Annotated in this window: 19 protein-coding genes; 9 read left to right on the plus strand and 10 right to left on the minus strand. The window is 67.6% G+C overall.

Annotated elements, in window-relative coordinates; all coding sequences use genetic code 11:
* Nucleotide 1: 1 nt before the first annotated feature.
* Both ACMGFI_RS15880 and ACMGFI_RS15885 read left to right on the plus strand, forming a co-directional pair.
* Entirely contained in the window at nt 2-742 is a 741-nt protein-coding gene (locus tag ACMGFI_RS15880) for an HFX_2341 family transcriptional regulator domain-containing protein (protein WP_436910807.1), read from the plus strand.
* Between the two features lie 375 nt (nt 743-1,117).
* Nucleotides 1,118-1,696 (plus strand): hypothetical protein, encoded by a 579-nt coding sequence (locus ACMGFI_RS15885; protein WP_436910808.1) that lies wholly within the window; start codon nt 1,118-1,120, stop codon nt 1,694-1,696.
* 62 nt (nt 1,697-1,758) lie between these two features.
* On the opposite strand, the gene gfo6 is transcribed toward ACMGFI_RS15885, so the two are convergent.
* The 3 genes from gfo6 to ACMGFI_RS15900 all read right to left on the minus strand — a co-directional run bounded on the left by gfo6 (nt 1,759) and on the right by ACMGFI_RS15900 (nt 5,277).
* Entirely contained in the window at nt 1,759-2,826 is a 1,068-nt protein-coding gene (gene gfo6 / locus ACMGFI_RS15890) for a D-xylose 1-dehydrogenase Gfo6 (RefSeq protein ID WP_436910810.1), read from the minus strand.
* Nucleotides 2,827-2,897: 71 nt separating this feature from the next.
* On the minus strand, nt 2,898-4,484 hold the full coding sequence (locus ACMGFI_RS15895) for an AMP-binding protein (RefSeq protein WP_436910811.1): 1,587 nt from the start codon (nt 4,482-4,484) through the stop codon (nt 2,898-2,900).
* The gene (locus tag ACMGFI_RS15900) at nt 4,477-5,277 is read right to left on the minus strand and encodes an alpha/beta fold hydrolase (protein ID WP_436910812.1); all 801 of its coding nucleotides are present in this window, start codon (nt 5,275-5,277) and stop codon (nt 4,477-4,479) included. Before ACMGFI_RS15900 ends, ACMGFI_RS15895 begins: the two co-directional genes overlap by 8 nt.
* A 297-nt stretch (nt 5,278-5,574) precedes the next feature.
* On the opposite strand from ACMGFI_RS15900, the gene ppc reads away from it, so the two are divergent.
* Nucleotides 5,575-8,271 carry a phosphoenolpyruvate carboxylase gene (gene ppc, locus ACMGFI_RS15905; RefSeq protein ID WP_436910813.1) on the plus strand — a complete coding sequence of 899 codons (2,697 nt, stop codon included), beginning with the start codon at nt 5,575-5,577 and terminating at the stop codon, nt 8,269-8,271.
* An 82-nt stretch (nt 8,272-8,353) separates the two neighbouring features.
* Nucleotides 8,354-8,797: a universal stress protein gene (locus tag ACMGFI_RS15910; protein ID WP_436910814.1), complete on the plus strand. Its 444-nt coding sequence runs from the start codon at nt 8,354-8,356 to the stop codon at nt 8,795-8,797.
* A gap of 25 nt (nt 8,798-8,822) precedes the next feature.
* On the opposite strand, the gene ACMGFI_RS15915 is transcribed toward ACMGFI_RS15910, so the two are convergent.
* From ACMGFI_RS15915 to glpA, 3 genes are all read right to left on the minus strand, one after another.
* A complete protein-coding gene (locus ACMGFI_RS15915; RefSeq protein ID WP_436910923.1) occupies nt 8,823-10,154 on the minus strand; it encodes an anaerobic glycerol-3-phosphate dehydrogenase subunit C in 1,332 nt (443 codons plus the stop codon).
* Nucleotides 10,155-10,297: 143 nt separating this feature from the next.
* On the minus strand, nt 10,298-11,611 hold the full coding sequence (gene glpB / locus ACMGFI_RS15920) for a glycerol-3-phosphate dehydrogenase subunit GlpB (protein ID WP_436910815.1): 1,314 nt from the start codon (nt 11,609-11,611) through the stop codon (nt 10,298-10,300).
* Complete coding sequence (gene glpA, locus ACMGFI_RS15925) at nt 11,601-13,349, minus strand: anaerobic glycerol-3-phosphate dehydrogenase subunit GlpA (RefSeq protein WP_436910816.1); 1,749 nt, start codon at nt 13,347-13,349, stop codon at nt 11,601-11,603. Before glpA ends, glpB begins: the two co-directional genes overlap by 11 nt.
* Before the next feature lie 362 nt (nt 13,350-13,711).
* Between glpA and glpK the strand changes: the two genes are divergently transcribed.
* The 3 genes from glpK (at nt 13,712) to ACMGFI_RS15940 (ending at nt 17,604) form a co-directional block, all read left to right on the plus strand.
* Nucleotides 13,712-15,244, plus strand: a complete 1,533-nt coding sequence (gene glpK, locus ACMGFI_RS15930) for a glycerol kinase GlpK (protein ID WP_436910817.1) — start codon at nt 13,712-13,714, stop codon at nt 15,242-15,244.
* Nucleotides 15,245-15,247: 3 nt separating this feature from the next.
* Nucleotides 15,248-16,339, plus strand: coding sequence for a DUF7973 family transport facilitator (locus ACMGFI_RS15935; protein ID WP_436910818.1), 1,092 nt, complete (start codon nt 15,248-15,250; stop codon nt 16,337-16,339).
* Nucleotides 16,340-16,428: 89 nt separating this feature from the next.
* Nucleotides 16,429-17,604, plus strand: coding sequence for a Cdc6/Cdc18 family protein (locus ACMGFI_RS15940; RefSeq protein WP_436910819.1), 1,176 nt, complete (start codon nt 16,429-16,431; stop codon nt 17,602-17,604).
* A 328-nt stretch (nt 17,605-17,932) separates the two neighbouring features.
* Here ACMGFI_RS15940 and ACMGFI_RS15945 read toward each other — a convergent pair whose 3' ends face one another.
* From ACMGFI_RS15945 to pyk, 3 genes are all read right to left on the minus strand, one after another.
* A complete protein-coding gene (locus ACMGFI_RS15945) occupies nt 17,933-19,108 on the minus strand; it encodes a Fic family protein (RefSeq protein ID WP_436910820.1) in 1,176 nt (391 codons plus the stop codon).
* A 384-nt stretch (nt 19,109-19,492) separates the two neighbouring features.
* Nucleotides 19,493-20,467 carry an ROK family protein gene (locus tag ACMGFI_RS15950; protein ID WP_436910822.1) on the minus strand — a complete coding sequence of 325 codons (975 nt, stop codon included), beginning with the start codon at nt 20,465-20,467 and terminating at the stop codon, nt 19,493-19,495.
* A gap of 189 nt (nt 20,468-20,656) precedes the next feature.
* A complete protein-coding gene (gene pyk / locus ACMGFI_RS15955; protein WP_436910823.1) occupies nt 20,657-22,429 on the minus strand; it encodes a pyruvate kinase in 1,773 nt (590 codons plus the stop codon).
* A 275-nt stretch (nt 22,430-22,704) separates the two neighbouring features.
* Between pyk and ACMGFI_RS15960 the strand changes: the two genes are divergently transcribed.
* Nucleotides 22,705-23,343 (plus strand): hypothetical protein, encoded by a 639-nt coding sequence (locus tag ACMGFI_RS15960; RefSeq protein WP_436910825.1) that lies wholly within the window; start codon nt 22,705-22,707, stop codon nt 23,341-23,343.
* 8 nt (nt 23,344-23,351) lie between these two features.
* On the opposite strand, the gene ACMGFI_RS15965 is transcribed toward ACMGFI_RS15960, so the two are convergent.
* Nucleotides 23,352-23,630, minus strand: coding sequence for a hypothetical protein (locus ACMGFI_RS15965; RefSeq protein ID WP_436910826.1), 279 nt, complete (start codon nt 23,628-23,630; stop codon nt 23,352-23,354).
* A gap of 112 nt (nt 23,631-23,742) precedes the next feature.
* On the opposite strand from ACMGFI_RS15965, the gene ACMGFI_RS15970 reads away from it, so the two are divergent.
* On the plus strand, nt 23,743-24,159 hold the full coding sequence (locus ACMGFI_RS15970) for a hypothetical protein (protein ID WP_436910827.1): 417 nt from the start codon (nt 23,743-23,745) through the stop codon (nt 24,157-24,159).
* Nucleotides 24,160-24,300: the final 141 nt, after the last annotated feature.

The following is a 24,300-nucleotide window of genomic DNA, read 5'->3' on the forward strand; positions in this document are numbered from 1 at the left end:
TATGCGAACCATCGACGAAGTCCACGTCGTGCCGCTGGGGTACGAGCACGACCGGATCCTCCGGCCGCTCCGCAAGCACGACGCGGACGTGGTCTACCTGCTCGCCGCCGACGGCGAACACACCCCGCTGACGCCCTACCAGGAGGCGCTCGTGGAGGAACTGGAAGACGACGGTCGAACGATCCGCTTCCGGGAGACGAACCTCTCGGACCTGTACGACGTGCTGGCGGTCGTCACGACGGTCGCCGCCGACCACGAGCAGGACGTCGTCCGCGTCAACGTCTCCAGCGGCGGGAAACTCGCCGCCATCGGGAGCGCTATCGCCTGTATGGCCACCGACGCCACCGCCTACTACGTCCGCGCCGAGGAACACGTCCCCGACCTGGAGGAGAACCCCCGCACCCGCGGGATGCGCGACGACGAGGTGCTCCCCTCCTACCCCATCGAGGCCGTCTCCCGCGACCAGGTCGCCGTCCTCGCGTACCTGGAGGAGACCAACGACGACACCTACACCGCCAAGAAGTCCGACCTCATCGAGTACGCGGAGTCGGAACGGCTGTCTTTCATCGCCGACGCCGACCCCGCCAACGACAAGGCGAAGTTCGCCCTGCTGAACGCCAACATCGTCGACCCGCTGGTCGACGACGGCTACGTCGAGGTCGAACGCGTCGGCCGACAGAAGCAGATCCGGCTCACCGAGACCGGACAGAACGTCCTCCACGCCTTCCGCCACAAGCTCTGACCGCTCGGTCTCGCCCGTTCGTTTCCACACTCCGGAGAGTAACCGTCATTTAGAGAGTAACGATAGTATGGATGGTATCCATACAATAGATGGTACCGAGATAGAAACTACAAACCCGTCCCGCCTATCCACAAGTGCGCGCAGTTCGGTGGGTGCGACGGCTCTCACGTCGCCCTGTCAGGTCCCCACCCGCTGACGCTTCGGCCCGACGCCGCCCCCGACTGCGCCGCTGTCGCATCGTCCGCCAACCGATCCACCTGTGCCTCTGACACGGGGGCGACCCCCTCCGGTCGCCCCACTCCTGCTACGACCGATTTCATCGGCTGGCGACCGATCGGTACCCTTTTTCGGCCGCTCGGAGCAAGCACGGTTCGCATGACCGACCGCGAGCGGATCCCGACGGGCGTGCCTGTCCGGTGGCTCGGCGGTCTCTGGACGGTCGGCGTTGCGCTGGTCGCGCTCGCGTCGTCACAACGCGGTGCGGCGGCGACGGTGGTCTGGTGGGCGGTGTTTCCGGCCGCGTGGCTGCTCGGTCGGCGGATCCGACTCGCGGCCGGTCGCCGGCGCACTCTGCTGACGGGCTGGACACTCCTCGGATGCGCGCTACTCTGTCTCGGCACGTGGCTGGCGTGGCCCTGGTACGGCCCGCTGCACACCGGGATGCGCGTCCCGCTGGACGCGTCGCCGCTCGCGGCACGAGGCTATCAGCCCGCCGACCTCCCGATCCTGTCGCTCGCCGTCGGTGGAGCTGTCGGCTCCCTTCGACACCGGAAGGGGCCGATCGGCGCCCTGGTCCCCCTCGCTATCGGTCTGGTCTCGTTTCTGTCGTCGATCGGTGTCTCGTGGGTCGTGGGCGGCGGCCTGTGGGCCTTTAGCTGGGGCTACAACGTCACCCTTGGCGGGTCGATCGGACTCGTCTACGCGGGGCTGTTCGGACTCGCGTCCCCCGAGTAAGTCGTGCGACGGGCGTCCCGACCGGTCGACACCCCGACCGAGGAAACTGTGGAGAAGCGACCTTACAGCTCGACGCGCTCGCCGGTCTCGGCGGCCTCGTAGATGGCGTCGATGGCGCGCTGGTCGACGAGGCCGTGCTCGCCGTCGCCGAGGATGGGCGTGTCGGTGAGGACGTGGTCGCCGAAGTATCCCAGCGAGCGGCGGGTCTCCTCGATGCCGTCGAACTCGGTGGTGATGGTGGTCTCGCCGCGGGTGATCGTCAGCTCGCGGTCGCCGGAGAGGAAGGCGTCTTCGAGCAGGAGTTCCCCCTCGGTGCCGATGATGCGGAGGTTGCTCGTCTCCTGGGTGTTCTGACTGGCCGTGCAGGCGGCGACGACGCCATCGGGGAACTCGACGGTGAAGGCGGCCCGCTCGTCGGGCACCTCGTCGAAGGCCTCGTGGCCGGACCAGTCCGTCGCGGTGACGGCGACGGGGTCCTCGTCGATGACGAACCGGGTCGTGTTGACGGAGTAGATGCCCAGGTCGGTGACGGAGGCGCCCGGCCCGGCCATGTCGGGGTCGAGCCGCCACTGGTCGTAGTTGTCGTTGATGTCCAGCAGGGGCTGGGACATGTTGCCGTGGACCATCGCCACGTCGCCGATGAACCCCGCGTCGACGAGCTTGCGCATCATCCGGACGGCGGGCTGGACGTGCATCCGGTACTCGACGCCGAGCGTCACGCCCTCGGCGGCCTCGACGAGTTGCTCGGCGCGCTCCGTGTTGGCCTCCAGGGGCTTCTCGCAGAGGATGTCCTTGCCGAACTCGGCGGCCGCCTCGACGTAGGGCAGGTGCAGGGCATTGGGCGTTGCGATGTAGACTGCGTCGTAGGCGTCGGTCGCCTCGCCCTCGGTGAACTCGTCGTAGGTGAGCCCGTGCTCGATGCTCTCGTGCTCGTCGGCGACGCCCTCGGCCTTCTCGGTCGTCGAGGAGACGACGACGGTCGTCTCCAGGTGGTCGAGCACTTCGGTCGCGGGGATGGCGAACTCCATCGTCCACCAGCCGAGGCCGACCATCGCGAACCGCACCGTTCCGTCCTCCGCCTGTGGCCAGTCGCGCTCCGTGAAGTCGTCGAGGTACTCCTGCAGATCCATGGGCGAGTGCGCGCACGCGACCGGCATAAGTGATACGAAGGCGGCCGAAACGGACCGAGAAGTCCCGCAGATCACTCGCCGAACTCGGCGGCGACGGCCTCGCGGTCGATCTTGTCGGGCCCGCTCGTCGGGAGTTCGTCGGCGAACGCGAGGTGTCTGGGGTGTTTGAACCGGGCCAGCCGGCCGTCGAGGAACGTCCGGAGGTCGTCGAGGGTCAGCGCTGTTTCACCGTTCGCGGGTTCGACGACGGCCTTCCCGACCTGGCCCCACTGCTCGTCGGGGACCGGGATCACGACGGCGTCGGCCACGTCGGGGTGGTCGACGACGGCGTCCTCGACCTCGGCGGGGTAGACGTTCTCGCCGCCGCTGACGAACAGGTTCTTCTTGCGCCCCTCGATGGAGACGTACCCCTCGCCGTCGACGCGGGCCAGGTCGCCGGTCGACACCCACTCGCCGAACGTCTCGGCGCTCTCCTCGGGGGCGGCCCAGTAGCCGTCGGCGGCGTGGGGCGAACGCAGCTGGAGTTCGCCGATCTCGCCGGCGGGCAGTTCCTCGCCGTCGTCGTCCACGACGCGCGCGTCGACGTGCATATTCGCCACGCCGACGGTGTGGGCCTTCTCCCGGGGCCAGTCGTCGGGCATCGCGAAGTTGTTGGGGCCACACTCCGTCAGCCCGTAGCCCTGCGAGAGGTCGACGCCGCGGTCCCACCACGCCTCCATCACCGACTCCCGGCAGGGACCGCCGCCGGACTTGACGAACCGCAGCGAGGACAGATCCGTCTCCGCCCAGCGGTCGTGTTCGGTCATCATCCGGAGGACGGCGGGGACGGCCACGAGGACGGTCGCCGACCGCTCCTCGACGATCCCGAGGATCTGCCCGGGGTCGAACTCGCGGTCGATCACCACCGCCCCGCCCATGTGGAACAGGGGGAGCGTGAGGACGTTCCAGCCGCCGGTGTGGAACATCGGGAACACCATCGGGGTCACGTCGTCGTCGCGCAGGCCCCACGCGGTGATCGTGTTCACCGAGTTCCAGACGAGCGCCTCGTGGGAGATAACCGTCTCCTTCGGCGTCCCCGTCGACCCGCCGGTGTGGAGGAAGAGGTGGGGATCGTCGGCGTCGACGGAGGAGCCGTCGAAGGACGAGTCGTCGGCGGGCAGGGCGGAGTCGTAGGACTCCCAGGTCGCTTCGCCCGCGCTTCCGTCATCGTCCCCGCTGTCCTCGACTGGCAGCGAGCGGATCGGCGCCTCGGCGTCCCAGGCCTCCTCATCGGCCGCGTCGCCGACGAGGTCCGCGAACGGCTCCTCGACGACCACGAGTTCGGGGTCGACGGCCTCCAGAAGCTCAGCGAGTTCCGGCGCGGCCAGCCGGTGGGACAGCGGGGCGAGGACCCCGCCGGTCTTGCCCGTCGCGAAGAACAGGTCGACGTACGCCGGGCGGTTGCGGGAGACGACCGCGACGCGACCGCCGGCGTCGGCGGGCGCGTCGTCCGCGGATTTCGTGACATCGTGCTCCGCGAGGAGCCGCGCACAGCGGTTCGCCCGGCTGTCGAGGTCGGCGTAGGTGTACTCGGTCCCGGTCGCGGCGTCGACGAGCCCGACCCTGTCGGGCGAGAGCGCGGCGCGCTTCTCGCTCCAGGCGCCGACCCAGTCAGACATCCGCCACGAACTCCCGGAGTTCGTCGGTCACCCGCCCGTCGCGCTCGACGAAAAAGAGGTGCGACCCGCCCTCGACCTCGACGAGTTCCGCGTCGGGGATCCGTTCCGCCAGGAGCCTTCCGTTTTCGGGCGGCAGTACCCGGTCGGCGGTGCCGTGGAGGACGAGCGTCGGCACGTCGATCGCCGCCAGTTCGTCGCTCGCGTCGAAGCCGACCGCGGCCGCGCTCTGCCACTCGTAGGCGTCCTCCGACGGGTCTGTCTCCAGCCGCCAGTCGACGATCCGTTCGACGACATCCTGATTCTCCGCCCAGAACTCGTCGGTGAACGCCGGTTTCATCTTGTGGCGGATCGTCTCCGCGGGTCCGTACTCCTCGGGAACGGAGAGCATCCGCGCCTGCGTCTCATCGGGGATTGGGACGGACTCCTCGCCGCCGTGGGTCGTGCAGAGGAGCGCGAGCGATTCGGCGCGGTCGTAATCGATCGCGTAGCGCTGGGCGATCATCCCGCCGAGGCTGGCGCCGACCAGGTGCGTCCGCTCGATCCCCGCGTCGTCGAGGACCGCTTCGAGGTCGGCGGCCATCTCCGCGACGGTGTAGGGGCCCTCCGGCGCGTCGGAGTCGCCGGTCCCCCGGTTGTCCACGACGACCGTCCGGTAGTCGTCGAGCCCCTCGCGCTGCCGGTTCCACATCCAGGTCCCGTAGGCCAGCCCCTCCAGGAAGGTCACGGCCTCCGCCTCCGGCGGGCCCGCCACGTCGTAGGCGATCCGGGTCCCGTCGTTCGTCGCGTACGCCATGGTCGACGTATCGAACCCCCACCCCTTCAACCCGGACGTTCACGTGTGAACCTCGGACGGACTCGCCGAACGCCGACCGCCCGCTAGTCGTCCCCGATTCCGCGGCTCGTTCGCGGTATCGCGCCGATACTCGCCGAGATGCTGGATTCGGTATTCCCGAACCCGTTCCGGGTTGATTCCGTCGGTCGATCCAGTCCCGGTAACCGGGTTCGCCACGGGGAACCGGTCTTACACGTACGTCCCTGTGGGATGTCGAAATCCGCTAACGTTTTAGGAGTGGCCCTGAGACGCATTGTTATGGAATTGCATGACAGAGAGATCAACCGGGACGTACGGGAGCTGGGCGAGCTGCTCGGCGAGATTATTCGGGACCAGCGATCCGAATCTGCGTTCGAAATAGTCGAACAGATCCGCACGGCGGCGATCGACTACCGGCGGGGCGACGCCGACGACCGGGCGGCCATCGACGAGACGCTCGACGGACTCTCGCCGGCCGAGAGCGACGTGGTCGCGCGGGCGTTCACGACGTACTTCGAGCTGATCAACCTCGCCGAGGAGCGCCAGCGCGTCCGGGAGATCCGCGAGGGGAGCCACGAGGGGACCCTTGAGGACAGCGTCCGCGCGGCCGTCGAGGAACTGGCCGAGCGGGACCTCGACGCCGAGACCGTCGAACAGGTGCTCGACGACGTGCTCATCCAGCCGACGTTCACGGCCCACCCGACCGAGGCCCGCCGGAAGACCGTCAAGGCGAAGCTCCGGTCGGTCGCCGACGACCTCGAACGGCTCGACGAGGTGCGGCTGACCCGCGACGAGCAGGCCGTGGTTGAGCGGGACCTGGAGGCCGAGGTGACCAGCCTCTGGCAGACCGCGCAGGTCCGCGAGCGCCGGCCGGACGTGACCGACGAGGCGCTGAACGTCCAGTGGTACCTGGAGAACGTCCTCTTCGAGGTCATCAGCGAGGTGTACGACGCCCTGGAGCGGGCCGTCGACGACGAGTTCGACGGCGAGGTCGACGTGCCGAAGCTCTACGAGTTCCGCTCGTGGGCCGGGAGCGACCGGGACGGCAACCCCTTCGTCACGCCCGAGGTGACCGAGGAGACGCTCGACCGCCAGCGGGCGGTCGCGGTCCCGCTGTACCGCGACCGGCTGAAGACGCTGTCGGGCGTCCTCAGTCAGGACGCGAGCGAGATCGAGACCGGGGAGCGCCTCGACGAGCGGCTGGCCGACCACCGCGAGCGGCTGCCCGCCGTGGCGGAGGCGGCCCGCGAGCGCTACCCGGACGAGCCCTACCGGCAACTGCTCAAGCTGATGCGCGAGCGCGTCCTCCGCGTCGACGACGTGCGCCCCGGCGGCTACGGCGACGAGAGCGAGTTCCTCGAAGACATCGCGGCCATCGCCGAGAGCCTGCGGGCCAACGGCGGCGACGTCATCGCCGAGGCCCACGTCGACCCCCTCTACCGCACGGTCGACACCTTCGGCTTCTCGCTGGCCAGCCTCGACCTGCGCGACCACCGCGCGAAACACACGGACGCCATCGCCGAGGCCGTCGACCGCGAGGGGATCGACTACGAGTCGATGGACGAGGGCGAGCGCGTCGACTTCCTCACCGAGGCCATCCTGCAGGACCAGCCCGTGGTCGACCTGGGAGACCGGGCGGGCCTCTCCGACGAGGCCGCCCGCGTGCTCCGCCGCTTCGAGAAGACGGCCGAGTGGCAGGACGACTACGGCGTCGACGCCATCGACACCTACGCCATCAGCTGGTGCGAGGAGCCGTCCCACGTCCTCGAAGTGCTCTTCCTCGCCGACCAGGCCGGGGTCGTCGACCTGCCGGGCTACTGCGGGCTGGACGTGGTCCCGCTCCTGGAGTCGAAGTACGCGCTCGACGGCGCCCGGCGCATCATGGGGACGCTGTTCGAGAACGAGGCCTACCAGCAGGCGCTGGAGGCCCGCGGCGGCGTCCAGGAGATCATGCTCGGCTACTCCGACTCCAACAAGGAGAACGGCTTCCTCGCAGCGAACTGGAGCCTCTTCCGCAACCAGCGCCGGCTCGCGGCGATCACCGACGACTACGACGTGGAGATGCGGCTGTTCCACGGCCGCGGCGGCTCCATCTCCCGGGGCGGCGGCCCGATGAACGACGCCATGCTCGCCCTGCCCAACGAGACCGTCTCCGGGCAGATCAAGTTCACCGAGCAGGGCGAGACCATCTCCGAGAAGTACGCCAACCCGAAAATCGCCGAGCGCAACCTCGAACAGATGCTCGACGCCCAGATCCGCGCCCGGCACAACGCGATGGAACAGCCGGTCGAGGACGTGCCCGAGGAGTGGGCCGAGGCCATGGAAACGGCCGCCGAGGCCGCCCGCGCGGAGTACGTCGACCTGCTCGAATCCGACGGGTTCGTCGACTTCTTCGAGACGGCCACTCCCATCACGGTCATCGAGGACCTGAACCTCGGGTCGCGGCCGGCCTCTCGCTCGGAGGACCGCAGCGTCGACGACCTGCGGGCGATCCCGTGGGTGTTCTCGTGGACGCAGGCCCGCTGTATCCTCCCCGGCTGGTACTCGCTGGCGACCGGCATCGAGGCGTACCTCGATTCGGGCGGCGACGTGGAGACGCTGCGGGAGATGTACGACGAGTGGCTGTTCTTCCAGACGACGCTGGACAACGCGGCGCTGGCGCTGGCCCGCTCGGAGATGGAGATCGCCGAGCGCTACGCGGACCTCGCGCCCGACGAGCTCCGCGCGGAGTTCTTCCCGCGCATCCGCGAGGAGTACGAGTCCGCCGTCGAACTGGTGAAGACGATCACCGACCGGGACAGTCTCCTGCGGCGGGAGTGGCTGGCCGAGAACCTCGCCCGGCGCAACCCCTACGTCGACCCCCTCAACCTCCTGCAGGTGCGCCTGCTCGACCAGTCGCACCTCACCGAGGCCGAGGAGCGGACCCTGCGGCTCACGGTGCAGGGCATCGCCGCGGGGATGAAGAACACCGGGTAGGAACTCCTTACTCGTCGTTCGTCGGTACCGACGCGGATGAACCGACGAAAGGCGCTTGCGGCGCGGACGGCAACCGATCGGTATGGCACTCGACACTGTCCTCGTCGCCGTCGGCCCGGGCGACGAGGCGCGCGCCGACCCGATCGTGACCGCCGTCAGCGACGTGGCGGGGCCGGCCGACGCCACGGTCGTCCTCGGCCACGTGTTCTCCCGCGAGCGGTTCGCCGAGGCGGGCGACCGGCTGGGCTTCGGGGACGACGCCGAACCCGACGCGGTCGCAGCCCGGCAGACGACCGTTCAGGCGTTCCGCGACCGCCTCTCGGAGGCCGGACTCGACGTGCGGATCCGCGGTCGCGTCGGTGGCGTGGGCGAGGAGGTCGTCGGGCTCGCGGAGACCACCGACGCCGACCTCGTCTTCGTCGGCGGCCGCAAGCGCCGCCCCTCCGGGAAGGCCGTGTTCGGGTCGACGGCCCAGAAGGTCCTGCTCGAAGCGCCCTGCCCGGTTACCTTCGTCCGGAGTGGGTGACGACGCCGAAGGGTGTGGCTGCGCCTCAGCGCCCGTCGACCAGCGCGGCTTCGAGCAGTTCCAGCGGGTGGCGGATCTCGTAGCCGGTGCCGTGTTCCATCTGCATCGCGCAGGTGGGACACTCCGTCATGCCGGTCTCGCCCTCCGTCGACTCCATGTGCTCGAACATCTCCTCGCCGATCTCCATCGAGTAGTCGTACTTCTCTTCCTTCCAGCCGTAGGTGCCCGAGATGCCCGAACAGGAGTCGCCAACGTCCTCGATATCGACGCCGTCCAGTTCCCGGAACAGTTCGACGGCCTGGCGGTCCAGCCCCTGGTTGCGGGCGTGACACGGCGCGTGGTAGGCGAACTCCTCGGCGAGCTCTCCGTCCACGTCGGCCTCGGCGACGGCGCCGGACAGGTCCTCGTGGATCCGCAGGTACTCGACGGCCTCGTAGGTGTGGGCGGCCACCTCCGCCGTGCCCTCGAAGTCGAACAGCTCGGGGTACTCCTGGCGGAGGCTCATCGAGCAGGAGGTGCAGGAACAGACGGCGTCGTAGCCCTCCTCGACCAGCGCCGACAGCGACGCGACGTTGGTCTCCGCGTCGCGGCGGGCGTCGTCTAACATCCCGTTGGCGAACATCGGCGTGCCCGAACAGCCCTGCTCGGGGACGGCGACCTGGTAGCCGAAGTGCTCGAACAGCCGCACGAGCGCCTTCGCCACCTCCGGGGTGTTGTACTCGGCGTAGCAACCGTGGAAGTACGCGACCCGTTTGTCGGCCGACTGGACCTGGGCGCCGCCCCGAGCCTGCCACCAGTCGGTGAACGTCTCCGCGGCGAACTCCGGGAAGTCGCGCTCGCTGGTGACGCCGAGGGTCTTCTCCATGACCCAGCGGGCCGGGCCGAAGTTCATCGCGAACGACGCGAGCCGGGGGACCTTGCTCGCGAGGGCGGCCGACGTGCGGTAGTTGGCGAGGATCCGGTTGCGCCAGTACTCGACCGAGAGCTTGCTCATCTGCTCGTCGACGTAGCGGCCCCGCGTGGTGTTGTGCATCTGACTGAGCGGGACGCCGGAGGGGCAGGCGTCGTCGCAGCGCATACAGTTCGAGCAGGACATGACCGACTCGTCGACCTCGTAGTCGTCGTCCGTCTGGGTGAGCCGCCACTGCTCGGGGCCCTGGAACTTCGGCCCGGGGAAGTCGTCGTCGACCTCCGCGACCGGGCAGCTGGTGTCACAGGAGGAGCACTTGTAACAGGAGTCGGCGCCCGGGCGCAGGTCGAACTCCTCGGCCTCCCCGAAAACCTGGGTCGCCTCGTGGTTCTCGTCGGGGTTCGGTGCCGCCGGTTCGAAGTCGCTGGTGTGGTCGGTGTCGCTCATGGGTCCCGTCGTGTCGCCCGCGCCGCCGCTCGCTGTACCCCCGTCGGGAACGCGCGGCGGTCCCGGGTCCGTCTCGTCTCCCGGATCGGAGTCCGCATCGTCCGCTGCACCGCCTTCCGTCCCGTTCTCCGCACCGTCGCCGCTCATCGGACCGCCTCCGCTGCGGCCCTGCCGGCCGCGTGTCCGGTCGCGATGGAGACGCCGCTGCCCGACTTCTCGGCCGCGAAGTCGTAGCCGCCCAGCACCGAGCCGGCGGCCCGGAGGTTCCCGAACTCGGGGTCGCCGCCGGCGTCGAGCGGCCGCAGGTCGCCGTCGGTCGGGACGCCGAAGCGGGCGAACTCGTGGTCGCCGAAGGCGTCCGTGTCGAACCACTCGTAGCGGTCCGATGGATGGGGGACATGGCAGTCGAAGACCGGCTCCTCGACGCCATCGCGGTCGGAGCCGACCCCCTTCCCGATCAGCCCGCCCGTCGCGAGGACGAACTGGTCGGCGGAGAACGGAATCTTCGCCCCGTTGCGGTCGATCGAGACCGACGCGATCCGCCCGGCGGCGTCGCCCCCGCCGTCGGGTTCGTAGTCGACGACGGGGTTACCCGTCTCCATACTGACGCCAGCGGCGTCCAGCGCCGCGTAGAGGTCGTCCTCCAGTCGCAGGCCGGGGAGCGACGGCGGCCCCATCGGCACCTCGAAGACGGGGACCCCCAGCGCCGCTTCGAGCGACTCGCGGACCGCGGCGGGGTCGTCGTCGCCCAGCACCGCGGGGAAGCCGACGCGCTCGGCGCCGTCGAGGTGGCGTTCGACCGCGGCCGCGAGCGCGTCGCGGGCACGGCGCTGCCCGCCCGACCGGGTCTCGACCGGCGCGTCCTCGTCGAGGAGTTTCGCGTAGCGGGTCACCTTCGCGTCGGCGTTCAGATCGCCGGGGAAGGAAATCGTCGCGCCCTCGACCTCGAACGGGACGCCCGCGTTTTCGAGGTGGGCGGCCGCGTGTGTCGCGTCGAAGTCGACCAGCCGTTCGAAGCCGACCAGCAGCGCGTCGCGGTCGTCGCTGGCGACGCCCGCCGCGGCGCCGGCTGGGTATCGCGCTGTCGGCTTTATCGTTCCGCCGTGCGTGGGGAGCAGGGCGTTGCGGTCGGTGTGGGCGCCGCGGTAGCGGTCGGCCACCTCGTCGAAGACCGCCATCGCCTCACGGACGCCGTCGACGCCGACCGTCCGATAGGGGTGTTCGTCCGCGAGATCGGGGATCGCCGCGTAGGGGTCGACGACCGGACCGCCGTCCCCGTCGCTCGCAGTCCCGTCCGGCGGGTACCCCAGCACGTCCACGAGCCCGGAGGCCTGCGCGAGCGTGCTCTGCTTGTACGAGAGCAGTCGCACGTCCGCGCCCGTGCGGGCGGCCGAGAGTGCGGCGAACCCGCCGGCGAGCCCGCCGCCGACCACGACGACTTCCGAGTCAATCGCCATCGCGCCCTCCGTCGGTGGCGAGGCCGGCGTCGCCCGCGCTCTCGTCGCTCGGGCGGTCGCCCGCCTCGCTCGGCCCGCCGTCGAACGCCGCGAAGTCGAGGGTCCCCTCGGCGTCGGCCGGGTCGCGGTCGCGGTTCTGCGTGGTCGCGTGCAGCGCGTAGTTCAGCATCGCTTGCGAGAGCTGCTGGCCCCACAGCGCGTGCCGTTGCCCCTTCCAGCGCTCCTGGAGCAGTTCGTCCCAGGCCTCGCGGACGGTGGGCTCGTCGTAGCTGTCCTCCAGTTCCCCCGCGAGCCGGTGGGCGCAGAAGCCGCCCTGGCAGTTGCCCATCGTGGCCCGCGTCCGGATGCGGACGGCGTTGAGGTCCGAGCCCGACCCCTCGATGGCGTCCTGTACCTCCGCGCGCGTGACGCCCTCGCAGTTGCAGACGACCGGGTTCGGCCCGTTGGTGTCGAGCACTTCGTCGGCCCGGGAGCCGAGGCGCTCGACGCTGCGGCGGCCGATCGGCGACTGGAGGCCGAACTCGTCCATGTAGTCCCGGAGGACGGTGAAGTCCTCGCTCCCCGGGAGCGGTACGTCGGCGGTGCGGCAGGCGGCGTCGACGCCGAAGCGGTCGCAGACGTGGTCGACGATCTGCTCGGCCATCAGCCGGTAGGTGGTGAACTTCCCGCCGACGATGCTGGTCATGCCGGGCAGGTCGTCGCGATCGTCGTGGTCGAGCAGGAAGAAGTCGCGCGTGATGTCGGTGGGGTCGGTGCTGCCCACGTCCGGCGGCTCGTACAGCGGGCGGACGCCCCAGAAGGAGCGGATCGTCCGGGCCTCTTCGAGCATGGGGATCAGCTCCGAGAGGGTGTCGATCATCATGTCGACCTCCCACTGCTCCTCCGGGTAGTCCTCGGGGTCGTCGACCTCCTCGTCGGTCGTCCCGAGGATCGCCGTGGTCTCGTGGGGGACGACGATGTCGGCGTCGCCCTTCGGCCGACAGCGGTTGATCACCGTGTCGACCTGCCGGACGTTCATGATCGTCATCACGCCTTTCGAGGGGCGGACCTCGATATCGACGCCGGCCATGTCGCCGATCTGGCCGGCCCAGGCGCCGGTGGCGTTGACGACGTGGTCGGCGCGGATCTCCTCGCGGCCGCCCTCGGTGCCGTGGACGCGCAGGCCCGGCCCGGAGGCGTGTTCGACCTCGACGCCGACGACCTGTCCGTCCTCGACGAGCAGGTCCGTCACTTCGGAGTGGGTCTCGACGCGCGCGCCGTGCTCGACGGCGCTGGCGGCGTTGGCGACGACGAGCCGGAAGGGGTCGACGGCGCCGTCGGGGACCCAGATCGCTCTGTCGATATCCTCGGCGAGGTGGGGTTCCATCGCGCGGGCCTCCCGGCCGGAGAGCACCTCGGCGGGGATCCCGCAGGCCTCGCAGCCGTCGAGCTTCTCCTGGAAGTACGCCTCGGAGTCCTCGGGGCGCTTGACGAACAGGCCGCCGGTCTCCTCGACGCAGTGGGCGGCGATGTCCCGGAGGACCCGGTTCTCCGCGATGCACTCCCGCGCGCTGGACCGGTCGGAGACCGCGTAGCGGCCGCCGCTGTGGAGCAGCCCGTGCATCCGCCCGGTCGTCCCGTGCGTGAGGTTTCCCTGCTCGACGAGCGTCACGTCGAACCCGCGCATCGCCAGGTCGCGCGCGACGCCGCTGCCCGTCGAACCGCCCCCGAGCACCGCGATGTGGGGTGTCGATGCCATCTACCACGGCGTTCGGAGCCCACCCACTTTACTTCATCGGCGGAAACCACCCATCGGTAAATAAAATGATTCTACCTCTCCGCCGGTGTCATCCCGCACCCCTCACAGTGGGTATCACCCCGTTCGGCCGCACAGAGCGAATGGGTCTTCTTCCCCAATATCCGGGTATGAAAGCGATAAAATCCGATAGATCCGTTCGATCCCGACCCGCGTGGTACCGCTATCCGCGGACGCTACTGCGGTACCGGGCGCTTATTTTACTCTCCGATACCCGACCGTCAGTAACATTTATAATGATTCCTGATATTGTTTACCATCAGGGCGGCAGTCGAAGTAAACTTCCCGCCACACGGTGACAGACAATGGCAGACACGTACATCGGCGCGATAGATCAGGGGACGACCGGCACCCGCTTCATGGTGTTCGACCACGCGGGCCAGGTCGTCGCGAACGCATACGAACAGCACGAGCAGATCTACCCCGAGCCGGGGTGGGTCGAGCACGACCCCATCGAGATCTGGGAGAACACGCAGGAGGTCGTCACGCGGGGCCTCCGCGACGGCGGGCTGGACGCGAGCCAGCTGGAGGCACTGGGGATCACCAACCAGCGCGAGACGACGGTCGTCTGGGACGCGGAGACGGGCAAGCCGGTCCACAACGCCATCGTCTGGCAGGACCGCCGCACCACCGACCGCGTCGAACAGCTGGAGGAGGAGGACAAGGTCGGGTGGATCCGCGAGAAGACCGGGCTGGAAGCCGACGCCTACTTCGCCGCCACGAAGGCCGAGTGGATCCTCGACAACGCCGAGCCGCTGAAGCTCCAGAGCTCCCGCGGCGAGAGCGTCCGCGACCGCGCCGACGCGGGCGAACTGATGATGGGCACCATCGATACCTGGCTCATCTACAACCTCACCGGCGAGCACATCACCGACGTGACCAACGCCTCGCGGACGATGCTCTACGACATCGAGGGCCTCAACTGGGATCCGGAACTCCTCGAGGAGTTCGGCGTCCCCGAGTCGATGCTCCCCGAGGTCCGGCCCTCCTCAGACGAGGCGACCTACGGCTCGACCGACCCGGACGGCTTCCTCGGCGCCGAGGTCCCGGTCGCGGGCGCGCTCGGCGACCAGCAGGCGGCCCTGTTCGGTCAGACCTGCTTCGACGCCGGCGACGCCAAGAACACCTACGGCACCGGCTCCTTCTACCTCATGAACACCGGAGACGAGGCCGTTTCCTCGGAACACGGCTTGCTTACGACCATCGGCTTCCAGATGTCCGGCGAGCCCGTCCAGTACGCCCTGGAAGGGTCGATCTTCATCACCGGCGCCGCAATCGAGTGGTTGGAAGACGTGGACCTGATCAACAACGCCGCCCAGACGGCCGAGCTGGCCCGTTCCGTGGAGTCGACCGACGGGGTGTACATGGTCCCGGCGTTCACCGGGCTCGGGGCACCTCACTGGGACGGCCGCGCCCGCGGCACCATCGTCGGGATGACCCGCGGCACCCGGAAGGAGCACATCGTCCGCGCGACGCTGGAATCGATCGCCTACCAGACCCGCGACATCGCCGAGGCGATGGAGGCCGACTCCGGCGTCGAGACGACGAGCCTCCGGGTCGACGGCGGCGCGGTCAAGAACGACTTCCTCTGTCAGCTCCAGTCGGACATCATCCAGACGGAGATCGCCAGGCCGGAGGTCGACGAGACGACCGCGCTCGGGTCGGCCTACGCCGCCGGCCTGGCCGTCGGCTACTGGGATTCGGTCGACGAGCTACGGGACAACTGGCAGGTCGACCGGGAGTTCACTCCGGAGATGGACGCCGAGGAGGCCGACCGGATGTACGGCCGCTGGGACGACGCCGTCGAGCGCTCGCTCGACTGGGCGCGGGAGGAGTGATCCATGTACGAGACGGCCCTCCAGGTGCCGGTCATCGGCATGGAGTGGGAACAGTTCATCCTGCTGCTGATCACGGCGATGGCGGGCGGCGCGTTCGGCGCGGCGCTGGGCGCGCTCCCGGCGTTCGTCTTCACCGGCTTCGTCGTCTTCCTCGGTGAGGGGCTCGCGATCCTCCAGCGCGAGGTCATGGCCCTCCCGGCCATCGGCCAGGGCGAACTCGCCGCGGGCGTGACCGGCGTCATCGGCTTCGGCGCCGTCACCGGCCCGCACGTCGCCTTCGCCGGCGGCGTCGCGGCGTCCGCGTACGCGGGCAAGAAGTACCCCGAGATGGAACCCGAGGGCTGGGACTACCACTTCGGGAAGAACATCCTCTACGCGTTCGGCACGAAGCCGGACATCCTCGCGGTCGGCGCCGTCTTCGGCGTCATCGGCGTGGTCATCAACCAGCTCTCGGCGGCGGTGCTGGTCGTCGACGGGACGGGCGTCACCGATTCCATCGCGCTGGCGGTCGTCGCCAGCGCGTTCATCGCCCGGGCCGTCTTCGGCTACCCGATCGTCGGCCGCTCGGCCGGCGGGAGCCTGCTCGATATGTCGCCCTTCGAGCGCGAGGAGCCGCGGATGGCCACGGACGGCGGCGAGGTGCCCGAGGAACACGCCGACCGACTTGCGACCGAACCGTGGCTCCCCCACCAGTACAAGTGGTCGGGCGTCACCGCCATCGGCCTCGTCGGCGGGATCCTCGGCGGCTACATCTGGATCCAGACGGGCAGCGTCTTCATGGGCTACGCCATCTCGGCGATGAGCCTGCTGTTCCTGAACCTCGGCGTCGAGAAGATCCCCGTGACCCACCACATCACGCTCGTCGGCGCGGTCGGCGCGGTCGTCGTCGACCCCGTCGCCGGGGGCGTCGTCGCGCTGGTGGCCGCCGGCGTCTTCGGCGCCGTCAGCGGCCTGCTCGGCGAGGTGACCCAGCGGATCTTCTACGCCCACTCGGGCACCCACATCGACCCGCCCGCGATGGCCATCGCCCTCGCGATGCTCGCAGTCGGCGTCCTGGCGATCCTGGGCGTCCTGCCGAACGCGGGGTACCTCTGACCGCCCCGCCGCGGTCCCCCGCCGGCGCGCGGACCACCTGATTTATATACCGAGACGGAACTGATTCACAACCGTTCACCCGGACTCCCATGGACATCGACGCGCGCATCAAACGGCGACAGCGACGGACCGGCGGCCGCCGCCTCGTCGAGGACTACGAGTCGCTGTCGCCGGTCGCCCACGTCGAGGAGCCCTCGGACCGCGGGCCGACGCTCGAACGCCTGCTCGACCACCTCGACCCGGTCTTCGACGGGCAGCTCCCGCCGAACGCGTACGTCTCGGGACCGTTCGGCGCCGGCAAGTCCGCCGTCGTCACCGCCCTGTTCGCCCACCTCGACCGGCTGTCGACCGAGACCCGGTCGATCATCCACACCAGCACGCGCGCGGCGACGCCCACCTCGCCCGCGTTCGCCTGCCTCGACCTGCGCGAGACGACCAGCGAGTTCGCCTTCTACCGCGGCGTCCTCGACGCGCTGGTCGAGGAGCCGGTCCCCGAACACGGCATCTCCACCGCCGAGCTACGCGAGCGGCTCCACGACCTGCTGGGCGACGCCGGCACGGGCGTCGTGGTCGCCGTCGACCACGTCTGCGAGCCCGAGGGGACGACTGGCGAGGAGCTGGTCGACCTGTTCGCCGGCCTCCCGAGCAACGTGAGCTGGCTCGCCGTCGGCCGCCGCGACCCCGACGAGACGGTGCTGACCGAGTACACGGCCGCGGAGATACGCGTCGACCGCTACCGCCGCGAGACGCTCGTCGACCTGCTGATGACGCGGGCCTCGCTCGGGCTCACCCGGCAGGGCCTCGACCACGACCTCGCCCGCCGGATCGCCGAGTGGGCCGAGGGCAACGCCCACGACGCGATGGCCGCGCTGTTCGTCGCTGCCGTCCGGGCGACCGAGGACGAACGGGCCCGCCTCGCCGAGGCCGACGTGACCGCCGCGACCGAGGAGGTCCCACGGGAGTCGGTCTCGCTGGCCCGCGTGCTCGCGCTCCCGGCGAACAAACAGCTCGTCCTCCGGGAACTCGTCGACCTCCCCGCCGAGGACCGCGCCTCGGTCACCGCGACCACCGAGGCGATAAGCGCCGTCCCCGCGGTCGACCTCTCGCCCGGGACCGTCAAGCGCTACCTCTACGAGATGGCCGAGGTCGGCGTCGTCGAGCGCGTCCAGGCCGAGGCCACCGACGGCCAGGGCCGCCCGCCCAGCCGCGTCGAACTGCGCTTCCCACCGACGGCGTTCCGCCGACTGTACGACCTACGTGGGTGATACCGGCCGCGAACGAGTGGGTATCGGACGAGAGTTTTACCACCGTTTCCGGGCAACGATATTCGCTCAGTACAGGTGACGTAGGCGTCGGACCAGCATCCGCCGAGCGAACGGAGCGAGCGAGACGGTTCACCGTCAGAGCACGCTCTGGCGAGCTGCCCGAAGATCGAGGATTCGGCATCGTGCGAGAGCGACGCCCTCGCTGACCTCTCGAATCTCCGGTTCGCTCAGTGACGAGACGGGTCGCCGTCTCGAACCACTGCGGTCGTTCACGGGGCTCACAGGGTTCGAGCGCCACACGACACCGTCCGGCACGCCGCCACCGTGGTCAGTAGGTCTGCGGTGGTTGCTCGAGGATCTCGAAAATTTCGCGGGCACGATACTCCTTGTTCCGTCCCTTTCCGGTCACTTCCTCGAGGACTCCCTCGTCGACGAGGTCGTTGATCGCTCGCGACGCCGTCGGTTGCTCGACGTCGAAGAGCCGTTGCACTGTCTTGCTCGTGACGTAGGGCTGTTCGAAGAGCTTCACTGCGAGCTGGTTCTTCGTGTACGACTTTCCCCCGTACTCGGCGTCGTACTGACGCCTGAGGTGGGCTAGCGAGAGTGTTCGGTCGACGGACTCGTGGGCCTGCCGAGCGACGCCCTCGATAAAGAACGAGAGCCACGCTTCCCAATCGCCATCGTATCGAACGGCCGCCAACCGGTCGACGTACGTCGGCTTGTTTCGATTGAAGTACTCACTGAGGTAGAGATTCGGGCGTTCGAGAAAGCCAGCGTCGTACAACTGGAGCGTGATGAGGAGTCGGCCGAGACGACCGTTCCCGTCGCCGTACGGGTGGATGGTCTCGAATTGGTAATGGAAGAGCGCGACGTCCACGAGCGGGTGGTAGCTTCCGCCAGTTCTGTAGTAGGTGAACAATGCGTCCATCAGGCCGTCGACCTGGCCTGGAATGGGTGGGAGGAAGTCACCGATATGGTTCGGTTTCGTCTTGTACGCGCCGAGCGTATCGGTATCGACGCGGTCGTCTGGAACGCCCGTGAGAAGCGTCTCGTGGAACTCGTGGAGCCGTTCGACGGTCAGGTCTTCGCCTCGGTCGAGTGCCTCGATACCGTCCTCGATAGCGTCTTCGTAGTTGAGGACTTCCTGCGTGTCCTTCCGTTGGCCCCTCGTGGATTCGGTGCTGACTTCCTCTTCGCCGGCGTCAAACGAGCGCGTTTCGAGACTGTAGAGAGCGTCGTAGTCGACGTCAGCGCCTTCGATTTCGGCGGATTCCATGGCTTCCTTACGGAGGAGGGACGTGTAGAGTACTGGCGGGAAATCGAGTTCGAGACTCACGCCACTGAGTTTCCCGAGCCAGAACGTCGCGTCTGAGAGCGTTTCGTAGAAATCGTTCCCGAGAGCGAGGTCTCGGGACGGTGGCAGCGGATCGGGCTTGTAGTACGACCGCCGGCCGTACGAGACGAGTTCGCCAGGGGCGTTAGAATCGAGTTCCGGCTGTTGCATACATACTCGACCAGTGGACTCCTCGATAAATTAATCTGTCGCCGTCAAATGAATAGATAGAGGAGTAGATTGGCTATAGATGCATCCACTTTCCGTATATGAATTTCAAAAGGCCGTCTGTGTTGGTAGATACAATTCTCAGAGATAGCCGGATAATTGGTCACGCTGATCGTTCCATTTAGAGAGTGAGCGTATCGAGAAGCAGAGTGTGCTTAGCTGGGAGCGGGCTCCCGATAGTAGTGAAAGAGCAGTTGTGCCACAGGCATCGCCCAACTAAACGCACCTTGACATTCGCACGACGTACCGAGCGGGAATTCACCACGATCCTGCCGGAAACCGACACACCGAACTGCTCCCGACGCTCTCGCCCGAACGAAAATAGCGCTACCGGACCCGCGAGCGGTCGCCGGTGCCGCCGGTCATCGCGCTGGCGAGCGCGCCCTTGACGACCACGTCGTCGCCGAGCGTGGTCAGCTGCACGTCCGGGACGTTCCCGAACACCACGTCGTCGAGGCGCTCGCGGATCGGGTCGAGCGTCCGCTCGGGGTTGTTGAGCGTGACGGCGCCGCCGACGTAGATGACCAGCGGGGCGTACGCGTCGACGATGTTGGCGATGGCGATGACGTTCCACCGGGTCACCTGGTCGAGGACGTGTTCGGCGAAGGCGTCGCCCTCCGCGGCGTGGGCGAACACGTCCGCCGAGGAGAAGTCGGCGCTCTCCAGGGGCATCGACGTGTCGACGGGGTCCTCGTCGTGGAGCCGCCGGGCGTAGCGGAAGATGTTGTTGCCCGAGCAGTAGGCCTCCCAGTGGCCGTCGACCCCGCAACCACAGGTCATGAAGCCGTTGGGGTCGACGGTCATGTGGCCGACCTCGCCGGCGTTGCCGTCCCACCCCTGGATGACCGACCCGTCGACGCAGACGCCGGCGCCGATGCCGCTTGAGATGGTGAGATAGACCATGTCGTCGGGGTTGCGCTCCGAGTAGAACCGCTCGCCGATGACGCCGGCGGTAGTGTCGTTGTGCAGATAGATGTCGTCGCTGTCGACGAGTTCCCCGATGGGGCCGGTCAGCGGGATGCGGTCGATGGTGTCGGGGAGGTTCGCGGGGTTGTCGATCGCTCCCTCCGCGAGGTCGAGCGGGCCGATGGAGCCGATGCCGACGGCGGCGATCCGCGTCGGGTCGACGCCCGCCTCCTCGGCAGCCCCCCGGAGCGCGTCGAGCACCGCCTCGGTGACCGCGATGCCGTTCGGTCCCTGGGGCGTCCCCGTCCGCCGGGACGCGACGACCGTCCCCGAGTCGTCCCCCACGACGGCGCGGATGTTCGTCGCGCCGAGGTCGACCCCTGCGTAGGTGGCCATGGTACCTGGACGGTGTACCCTCCGCTACTTAACTGCACATATTCACCCGCCCGCGAGTACCTCCTTCGAGAACCGGGAGCGGCGCCCTCGCGCCTTTGCGGGCCCGCAGGGCCACCTTCGACCGGGACCCTCCTCCTGTCCCGCGGCGCTTTCGTCGTTCGCCGCCCCCTTCCGGGCGTCCGCCGTCCTCTACAGGTCCCGTTCGGCCGCGCGCTCGCGCGCACGGCTCTGGATCGCCTCGTCGTAGACGATGCCGCGCTCGGCGTCCAGCGTCACGACGGCCCCCGACTCCACGTCGCGGGGCAGCGAGGCGTTGGAGATCATCGGCACGTCGAGTTCGCGCGCGACGATGGCCGCGTAGCTGGTCATCCCCCCGTGGCGGTCGACGATCCCCGCGAGCTTCTCGACGTCGCCGGTGAACTCCCCGTCGAACTCCTCCGGGACCGCCAGGATCGCCCCCTCGGGGAGCGCCGAGAGGTCGCCGTCGTCGGTCCAGTGCAACTCGCCCGAGACGAGCCCCTCGACGACCGACCGCCCGGAGGCGATGGTCTCGGAGGCGACGTGGACCTTCAGCATGTTCGCCGTGTTCACCCCTTCCAGCTCGGTCATCATGCCCGAGAGGACGACCACGGTGTCGCCGCTGTCGGCCGCGCCCGTGTCCAGCGCCGACTGGACTGCGTTGTTGATGACCGCGTCGGCGCCGTCGGCCGTGTAGGGCGAACTCTTGGGGATGATGCCCCACGACAGTGCGAGCCGGCGGCGGATCCGTTCGCTGGGCGTCGAGGCGACGATGGGGATCGACGGGCGGAACTTCGCGGCCTTCAGCGCGGTGTAGCCGGACTCGCTGGCCGCGACGATCGCCGCCGCGTCGATGTCACGGGCGAGGAAGCGGGCCGAGCGGGCGAGCGCGTCGGTCCGCGTCTCGTCGGCAGTGGGAACCCGCTGCTCGCGGTTCTCGGCGTACTCCGGGGATTCCTCGACGTCCTTCACGATCCGGTTCATCGTCTCGACCACCCGGACGGGGTGGTCGCCGATGGCCGTCTCGCCCGACAGCATCACCGCGTCGGTGCCGTCGAGGACGGCGTTGGCCACGTCCGACGCCTCCGCGCGCGTCGGTCGCCGGGCCGTCACCATGGAGTCGAGCATCTCCGTCGCGGTGATGACGGGCACGCCCGCCTCGTGGCACCTCCGGATGATCCGCTTCTGGATCATCGGCACGTCCTCCAGCGGGCACTCCACGCCCAGATCCCCGCGGGCGACCATCACACCGTAGGCCGCGTCGATGATCCCCTCCAGGTTCTCGACGGCCACGTCCCGCTCGATCTTCGCGATGACGGGGATGTCCGCGCCGAGTTCGTCCAGCGCGTCGGTGATCTCGTAGACGTCTTCGCCGTCGCGCACGAAACTCGCCGCGACGAAGTCGACCTCCTTGTCGGCCGCGACCTGCAGTTCCTCCCGGTCCTGGTCGGTGATGACCGGCAGCCCCAGGTCGACGCCGGGGACGTTGACGCCCTTGCGCGCCCCCAGATCGCCGCCGCTCTCGACGGTCGCGGTCACGACGCCGTCGTCGACCGACTCGACGGTCGTCTCGATGCGCCCGTCGTCGAGCAGGACCACGTCGCCCGGTTCCACCGCGGAGATGTCGTGCGAGACGCCGATCTCCTCGGGCGTCGCCTCGTCGCCCTCCACGAACCGGACCGTCGACCCGCCTTCGAGCGTTATCTCGTCGCGGATCGGCGCCGTCCGGACCTCCGGGCCGGGCAGGTCGAGCATCGCCGCGACCGGCCGGTCGGTCCGGCGGTCGACCGTTCGGATGCGGTCGACGAGTTCCCGCCGGTGTTCGGGCGTGCCGTGGCTGGCGTTCATCCGCGCGACGGACATGCCCTCTTCGGCGAGCGCCTCGATCGTCTCCTCGGACTCGCTGGCGGGCCCCAGCGTGCAGACTATCTTCGCGCTGCGCATCTCAGATCGATACCCCCCGCGGCGTCGGCGTTCGGTTCATGCGAACGCCTTCCCGCGGCAGGGATATAGGGTTTGTCTACCATCTTTTTCGCCGGGGGGTTTCCTCGCTCGCTTCGCTCGCTGCGGGAACCCCCCGGCCAAAAACATGGGTGAAAAAACCGGACGACTCGCTCCCTTCGGTCGCTCGCATCCGGTGAACCGGCGCTCCGCGCCGGATGCTAACTATAGGAAACTTAGACACCAATTTAATACTGATTTAGCATCATCCACTGCACATGGGATTGTTCGATAAAGTTACAAACACTCTCGGAGGCGACAACGAAGCAAAAGCAGAAGCAGAAGCAGAAACAGAAGCAGGAGGAGATACGACTGATGTGACTAGCGCATTCGATATTCCAGAGTGGGCCGTCGAAGACAGGGTAAACGTCGATAAACGCACAACCATCATCCACGAACACTACGACGTAACCGAGGATCAAGCCTGTATCATCGCTCAGAAGCTGAAAGAGACGCTGGAGAGTACAGACGGGTACAGCCAAGACGATATCATCGCTAGTTTAGAAGACGAGGTGGATCTTGACTATGGCCTCCTCGAAACCATCGTGTGGACCGAGCGAGCGTCTATTGAGACGATGGACCGAGTGAATAGCTATCTCGACCGAGACGACCCTGACAGCCTCTACAAGATTTCTGGGCCAAACCCTGATGCTGACCGCACACACCCTGTCACGGCTGAGGCAATCGAAGAAATTGAGGCGAAAGGTGGGGTGACGATGGAAGAATTAGCGAGAGTCCTGATTGAGAAAGCTGAGAAGTATGAAGACGAGGGCGGGACTCCTGAGCGGATGGAGCATTGGGTTCCACACGAGAAGTTCCGGTTCTCTATCGTGAAGCACGTCGATACTGATTTCTAAGTTTCTGGTTAGAAGTCGATTAGTTCTCTGAACGAGATTGTGTCTTCAGGGTCTGTGTTCGTCGGTTTCAGTGTGTTGTGGTATTTGTGAGATTTGTACCCGAAATAGAGGAGTGGGATTCCGATCACAGCACCGATGATGGTTCCAGTCAGAAGCAGTCCGATTACCATCATAATGCTTCTGCCGGTTGCACTGTCGGTACTGGGTTCATATCCGCAGTTGGGGCATTTCGTTGCTTCTGTGGAGATCTCGGACGCACACTTCCCGCAAGTCCCTGTTTCGTCCATGTCTTCTTGTTCCCATCTACTAACATAAGCGTGGGTCTTTGTTCTGCGACATTCCAAATTCACATGAGCGATATGAGCACGTATGTTCTCGATTACTGCGCTCGGACTGAGTTTGGACATCATCGGCGCTACCGTGGTTGCCATCGCAGACTTGCCGAGCTGTCGCAAGGATTTCGTCAACTACTGTCCTCGCACAAAACATGTGGAAAAGGCGAGAATCGAGATGACAACCAAAACCGATGGACAGGAGGTCTGGTTGAGAGAAGGTGAAGAGGGTTACAACGATATATCTGAGATTTTGGAACAGTACTTGGAGCGTGAGGTCTCAGGTGATATTCGCTCGAACAGGGTGGGTAGGAGGAATTATGTGATATCGGTACCTAATGGTGTTGAGTACCGCGATTCTACACTTCGTCGAAGAGAGTTTTCTGAGCTCGTAAGAGAGTGGGAGGCGCGGTATATCCGGCGGCTCGGGCTAGGGTTGTTGCTGATCGGGTTTTCTGTCCAGATTGTAGCGACACTCCTCTGAAATCCTCGTCGACAATCGTTTCGAAGGGTGTCGTAGAAGGCGTGTTCTTTCACACCTGTTGAACCTGAATCTATTGCTCAGTGTGCACGAACAGTCGCCTGAAATCCGAGAGGGATCGGAGATTAACACATATATCCGACG

This window comes from Halosimplex marinum (assembly GCF_051414075.1).
Lineage (GTDB): Archaea > Halobacteriota > Halobacteria > Halobacteriales > Haloarculaceae > Halosimplex > Halosimplex marinum.